This is a genomic window from Mesorhizobium sp. M7A.F.Ca.CA.001.10.2.1, assembly GCF_003998575.1.
Taxonomy (GTDB): Bacteria; Pseudomonadota; Alphaproteobacteria; order Rhizobiales; family Rhizobiaceae; genus Mesorhizobium.
Map to the genome: position 1 here is coordinate 1 of NZ_RZQY01000416.1, position 5,281 is coordinate 5,281.

The window sequence follows — 5,281 nt, forward strand, 5'->3', positions numbered from 1 at the left end:
GTTCCACCGCGTCGCGCATCTCTTGCGCACGTTCGACATGGATGGTCTTCACGCCAGCCGGATCGGCAATGCCGACAGGACCGGAGACGAGGTGCACATCGGCGCCGAGCCTGGCCAGTGCTGCCGCTATGGCATGGCCCTGCTTGCCGGACGAACGGTTGGCGATGTAGCGCACCGGGTCGATCGGCTCATGCGTGGGGCCGGAGGTGACGATGATCCTGCGCCCCGACAGCGGCTTCGGGCCGACGTCGAGCAGTGCGTCGATCGCGGCGACGATCTCCAGCGGCTCGGCCATGCGGCCTTCGCCCGCTTCATTGCTTTCGGCCATCTCGCCCCTGACCGGACCGACGAAGATGACACCGTCTTTCTGCAGCGTCGCGCGGTTGCGGCGGGTGGCCGGATGCGCCCACATCCTCGGGTTCATGGCTGGCGCCATCAGCACCGGCTTGTCGGTGGCGATGAGCACCGTGGAGGCCAGATCGTTGGCGTGGCCATTGGCGAGCTTGGCCATCAGGTCGGCGGTGGCTGGCGCCACCACCAGCAGGTCGGCCTCGCGCGACAGCCTGATGTGGCCGACATCGTGCTCGTCCTGGCGGTCGAACAGTTCGGTAAAGACATGGTCGGCGGAGAGCGCGCCGGCCGACAGCGTGGTGATGAACTCCTGCGCGGCCGATGTCATGACCACCCGAACGCCGGCTCCGCGCTCGCGCAGCCGGCGGATGAGATCGAGCGCCTTGTAGGCGGCGATGCCGCCGCCGATGATGAGCAGGATGCGCTTGCCGGAGAGGCTCATGCCCAAGACCAGTTCTTATCGAGTGTCATGCCGGCTTCAGCGCCGGTTCGATATCGGTATGGATGAAATCATTGCCCTTGAAAAGCAGCGGCAGGTTTCGCGTCCTGGCGAGGGCGTAGGAAAAACAGTCGCCCATGTTGAGTTTGGCGGGATGGCCAGTGCCGCGGCCATAGAGGGCATAGGCTTCAATGCCGGCCTGTGCATGTTCGGCAGTGAGAGCGACGATCGTGACTTTCAGTCTTTCTAGAAGGCCTCTCAACTCAGCTGTGCCGGCCGCCCCATAACGTCCGACGACGACCGTGCCACATTCCATCAGGGTCGCGGCGCTCATAAACATCAGCTGATTTCCGGCGAGGCGCTGGGCTATCACCGGTGCATCAGGCTCCTGCTTGAGGATGGCCAAAATCGCGGAGGTGTCGATCACCACAGTCAGTCCTCCTCGATGAAGGACCAGAGCTCATCCGTTAGTTTTTTCTGATCGAAGTCCACTTTTCGCAATCGTCGACCGAATTCGAGGATTTCCTCTGCCGTGACGACATCGTCGTCGTGCTTGTTGACTGCCGCTACATCCTTCAACAACAGGGTTCTTGCCTCCTGCTCCATTGACACGCCATGTCTGGCGGCCTGCTCGCGCAGCCTTTGCTTCAAATCCTCGTCGAGATTGCGGATCGTCAGGGTGCCCATGGCTATTCCTGCATTCTTGCGATTGATTGATCCTTGGGTTTTTCCCCAGATGCCAAACCCGTTCGGTCGAACCCTTTTGTGGTCGGCAGCCCAACGGATGCGGCGAGCACGTCCCGCGCTTCCTGCTCCATGGAAACGCCCCGCGCGGCGCCGCGCTCGCGTAGCCGCCGCATGACATGGTCTTCCAGATTGCGGACGGTAATCCTCGCCATATGCACACTCCTACGTAGAATATAGCGATCTCGATTTCCGACTGCAATGACAGCATTGCTGTCATTGCCTGCACTCAGATGATCTTCCAGGCGATATAGACCAGCGTCAGCGCAATTACCCAGAGTGCCCAGCGGCCGGAGCGGCTGTAGCGCGCCTCGGCCTTGCCGATGGCGTCGGCGGTGGTCTCGTCGAAGCGCAGGCCGTGCTCGGCCATCAGGTCGATCTCGCGCGACAGCCGGTCGGTGCGCGCCGCAAGCTCGGGAATCTGGCGGGCCAGGGTGAGCAGCGCCCGGGCGCCGTCACGCGCATCGATCATCATGCCACGCGGCCCAAGATTGCCTGATATCCAGTCGCCGACCACCGGCTCGGCCGTCTTCCACATGTTGAAGGCCGGGTCGAGCGTGCGCGCCACGCCCTCGACCACCACCATGGTCTTCTGCAACAGGATCAATTCGGGCCGCGTCGCCATGTCGAAGAGTTCGGTGACCTCGAACAGCAGCGTCAGAAGCTTGGCCATCGAGATGGTCTCGGCCGGCTGGCCATGGATCGGCTCCCCGATCGCCCGGATCGCCTGCGCGAAGGCCGCGACATTGTGCTGGCGTGGCACATAGCCGGCCTCGAAATGGACCTCGGCGACACGCAGATAGTCGCGCGTGATGAAGCCGTAGAGAATTTCGGCGAGGAAGCGGCGCTCCTTCTTGCCGAGCCTGCCGGCAATGCCGAGATCGACGGCAACGATGGTGCCGTTTGCCTCGACGAACAAATTGCCCGGATGCATGTCGGCATGGAAGAAGCCGTCGCGCAGGGTGTGGCGCAGGAACGACTGGATGAGATTGGCTGCGATCGCCTTCAGATCGTGGCCGGCGGCCTCCAGGCCGGCAATGTCGTTCATCTTGACGCCGTCGACCCACTCCATGGTCAAGACGTCGCGGCCGGTGCGCTCCCAGTCGACGGACGGCACGCGAAAGCCGGGGTCATCCCTGGTGCTTTCGCCGAGCTCCGAGAGAGCCGCCGCCTCGAGGCGAAGATCCATCTCGATCTTGGTGGTCTGCGCCAGCGTCTGGGTGACCTCGACCGGCCGCAGCCGGCGGGACGAGGGGATGTATTTCTCCTGCAGGCGAGCGGCGAGGAAATAGCTTTCGAGATCCTGGAAGAAACGGCGGCGCACGCCGGGACGGATCACCTTGACCGCCACCTTGGTGGCAATGCCGTCATGGACAGCGTCGGCGGCATGGACCTGGGCGATGGAGGCGGCGGCGACCGGGTCGCCGAATTGCGTATAGAGATCGCCGATCTTGCGCCCGAGCGAAGCCTCGATCGCCGCGATGGCCTCGGCCCGGGGGAAGGTGTGCATCTTGTCCTGCAACGTGGCGAGATCGAGCGCCATGTCGTTGCCGACGACGTCGGGCCGTGTCGCCAGGAACTGGCCGAGCTTTACATAAGATGGACCGAGCCGGACGACCGCCTTGGCCAGCCGGTCGCTGCGCTCATAGGCCAGCGCGCGGCGGCGGGTGAACAGCCGCGCCATCCGCCATCCGAACTTCGGCAGGCCGGACAGTTCCTCACCCGGCAGAGCGGCGACGACACCCTCGCGGACCAGCACCCAGCCGGCCCTTACGAGCCGGAATCCTGCACTGACATTGCTCATGGCAGCGCCAATCCTGCCGGCTCTTTGAACCGGCATAGCACGCGTCGGTTGTGAGAAATGCGGCCCGGCCTCAAAGCTTCCAGCCCGAATGAAGTGCTGCAATACCGCCGGAGTAGTTGCGGAAGGAAACGCGGTCGAAGCCGGCGCGGGAAATCATCGTCGCGAAATTCTGTTGATTGGGAAACCTGGCGATCGATTCGACCAGATAGGAATAGGGTTCGCCGTCGCCAGTGACCATCTTGCCGATCTTTGGAATGGCGTTGAACGACCAGGCTTCGTAGGCCTTGTCGAGAAGCGGCATCTCGACCTCGGAAAACTCTAGGCACAGGAAGCGCCCGCCGGGCTTCAGCACGCGAAACGCTTCGCCCAAGGCCACCTCGATGCGCGGCACGTTGCGGATGCCGAAAGCGATGGTGTAAGCGTCGAATGTGGCATCGGCAAAGGGCAGTTCCTCGGCATTGGCCTCGACGAAATCGGTGTTGCCGGACAGGCCCTTCTTTTCGGCCCGGTCGCGGCCGACAGCCAGCATCGAGCCATTGATGTCGAGCACGGTGGCATGGGCATTGCCGTGGCTGGCATCGACGATGCGGAAGGCGATGTCGCCGGTGCCGCCGGCAACGTCCAGCACGCGCCAGCCGATCCTTTTGGGAGGATTGAGCCAGGTGACCATGGCGTCCTTCCACAGCCGGTGCAGGCCGGCCGACATCAGATCGTTCATCAGGTCGTAGCGGTTGGCGACCTTGTGGAAAACATCGTTGACCAGGGACTGCTTGTCGCCAGCCCCTACACGCTTGAAACCATAGGAGGTTTCCATGCCGCCCGCGGCCGTGGTTCTCTCAACTGACATTTTTTTGATCCGTCATAAAACCGGCGGGACCATAGCCGATCGATGGTGCGGGCGCTATTGTTTAAGGCGCGGTGTTCAGCCGCGCTTCCAGGTGGCGGGTTTTCGAGACCTGGACGGACCGACGGGATGGTTGAATGCCTTTGAAAGCGGAACTGCACTGCCACATCGAAGGGGCAGCGGCGCCCGAACTCGTCATCCGCCAGGCGCAGAAATACGGCAAGGACACCTCGCCCTATATCCAGAACGGTTCCTTCGTCTGGCATGACTTCACCTCCTTCCTGGCGGCTTATGATTTTTCCGCCGATCTGTTCCGGACCGAGGAGGACTATGCGCGGCTGGCCGACCATTATCTGACCAGTCTCGCTCGCGACGGCGCCATCTATTCCGAGGTGTTCACCTCGCCGGACCACGCGAAAAAGGCCGGCCTGTCGCCCAAGGCCTATACCGATGCGCTCGGCGAAGGCATGGCCCGCGCCAAGGCCAAGACCGGCATCGAGGGCCGCATGATCGTCACCGGCGTGCGCCATGTCGGCGTCGAGTCGATCGAGCAGGCGGCGCGCTTTGCGGCGCGCTGCGGGCATCCGCTGGTCACCGGTTTCGGTGTCGCCGGCGATGAGCGCATCGGCGATATGGAGGACTATGTCAGGGCTTTCGAGATCGCCCGCGAGGCCGGGCTCGGCATCACCATCCACGCCGGCGAATTGACGGGCTGGGAGACCGTCCAGGCGGCGCTCGATCATATCCGTCCGTCCCGCATCGGCCATGGCGTGCGCGCCATCGAGAACCCGGACCTCGTCCGGCGCATCGCCGACGAGGGCGTCGTGCTGGAATGCTGCCCCGGTTCCAACATCGCGCTCAAGGTGTTCGACAGTTTCGCCGATCATCCATTTCCGGCCCTGCAGGCGGCCGGCTGCAAGGTGACGCTCAATTCCGACGATCCGCCCTATTTCTGGACCTCGCTGAAGCGGGAATACGACATTGCCGCCGAGCATTTCTCGATGAACGAAAAGGCGCTGGCCGCCGTCACCCGCACCGCCATCGAAGCCGCTTTCGTCGATAGAAAGACGAAGACCGCGCTTCTTGCCCGGTTGAACAG

At 63.3% G+C, this 5,281-nt stretch carries 7 protein-coding genes; 1 reads left to right on the forward strand and 6 read right to left on the reverse strand.

Annotated features, from left to right (window positions below):
* The 6 genes from coaBC to ubiE all read right to left on the reverse strand — a co-directional run.
* The coding region (gene coaBC / locus EN964_RS23330) for a bifunctional phosphopantothenoylcysteine decarboxylase/phosphopantothenate--cysteine ligase CoaBC (RefSeq protein ID WP_127276770.1) at positions 1 to 793 on the reverse strand (793 nt) is incomplete at its 3' end.
* Positions 794 to 818: 25 nt separating this feature from the next.
* Entirely contained in the window at positions 819 to 1,220 is a 402-nt protein-coding gene (locus EN964_RS23335; RefSeq protein WP_127270488.1) for a type II toxin-antitoxin system VapC family toxin, read from the reverse strand.
* Between the two features lie 2 nt (positions 1,221 to 1,222).
* Complete coding sequence (locus EN964_RS23340; protein ID WP_127270486.1) at positions 1,223 to 1,477, reverse strand: hypothetical protein; 255 nt, start codon at positions 1,475 to 1,477, stop codon at positions 1,223 to 1,225.
* A 2-nt stretch (positions 1,478 to 1,479) separates the two neighbouring features.
* On the reverse strand, positions 1,480 to 1,689 hold the full coding sequence (locus EN964_RS23345) for a hypothetical protein (protein ID WP_127270485.1): 210 nt from the start codon (positions 1,687 to 1,689) through the stop codon (positions 1,480 to 1,482).
* Positions 1,690 to 1,763: 74 nt separating this feature from the next.
* Positions 1,764 to 3,338 (reverse strand): 2-polyprenylphenol 6-hydroxylase, encoded by a 1,575-nt coding sequence (ubiB, locus tag EN964_RS23350; RefSeq protein WP_127272445.1) that lies wholly within the window; start codon positions 3,336 to 3,338, stop codon positions 1,764 to 1,766.
* Positions 3,339 to 3,408: 70 nt separating this feature from the next.
* A complete protein-coding gene (ubiE, locus tag EN964_RS23355) occupies positions 3,409 to 4,185 on the reverse strand; it encodes a bifunctional demethylmenaquinone methyltransferase/2-methoxy-6-polyprenyl-1,4-benzoquinol methylase UbiE (protein WP_127266931.1) in 777 nt (258 codons plus the stop codon).
* A gap of 134 nt (positions 4,186 to 4,319) precedes the next feature.
* On the opposite strand from ubiE, the gene EN964_RS23360 reads away from it, so the two are divergent.
* A partial coding sequence (locus tag EN964_RS23360; protein ID WP_127276768.1) for an adenosine deaminase occupies positions 4,320 to 5,281 on the forward strand: 962 nt, incomplete at its 3' end.

Coding starts and splice junctions, on each gene's coding strand:
- EN964_RS23340 (WP_127270486.1), bottom strand. CDS start 1,477: ATGGGCACCCTGACGATCCGCAATCTCGACGAGGATTTGAAGCAAAGG.
- EN964_RS23345 (WP_127270485.1), bottom strand. CDS start 1,689: ATGGCGAGGATTACCGTCCGCAATCTGGAAGACCATGTCATGCGGCGG.
- ubiB (WP_127272445.1), bottom strand. CDS start 3,338: ATGAGCAATGTCAGTGCAGGATTCCGGCTCGTAAGGGCCGGCTGGGTG.
- ubiE (WP_127266931.1), bottom strand. CDS start 4,185: ATGTCAGTTGAGAGAACCACGGCCGCGGGCGGCATGGAAACCTCCTAT.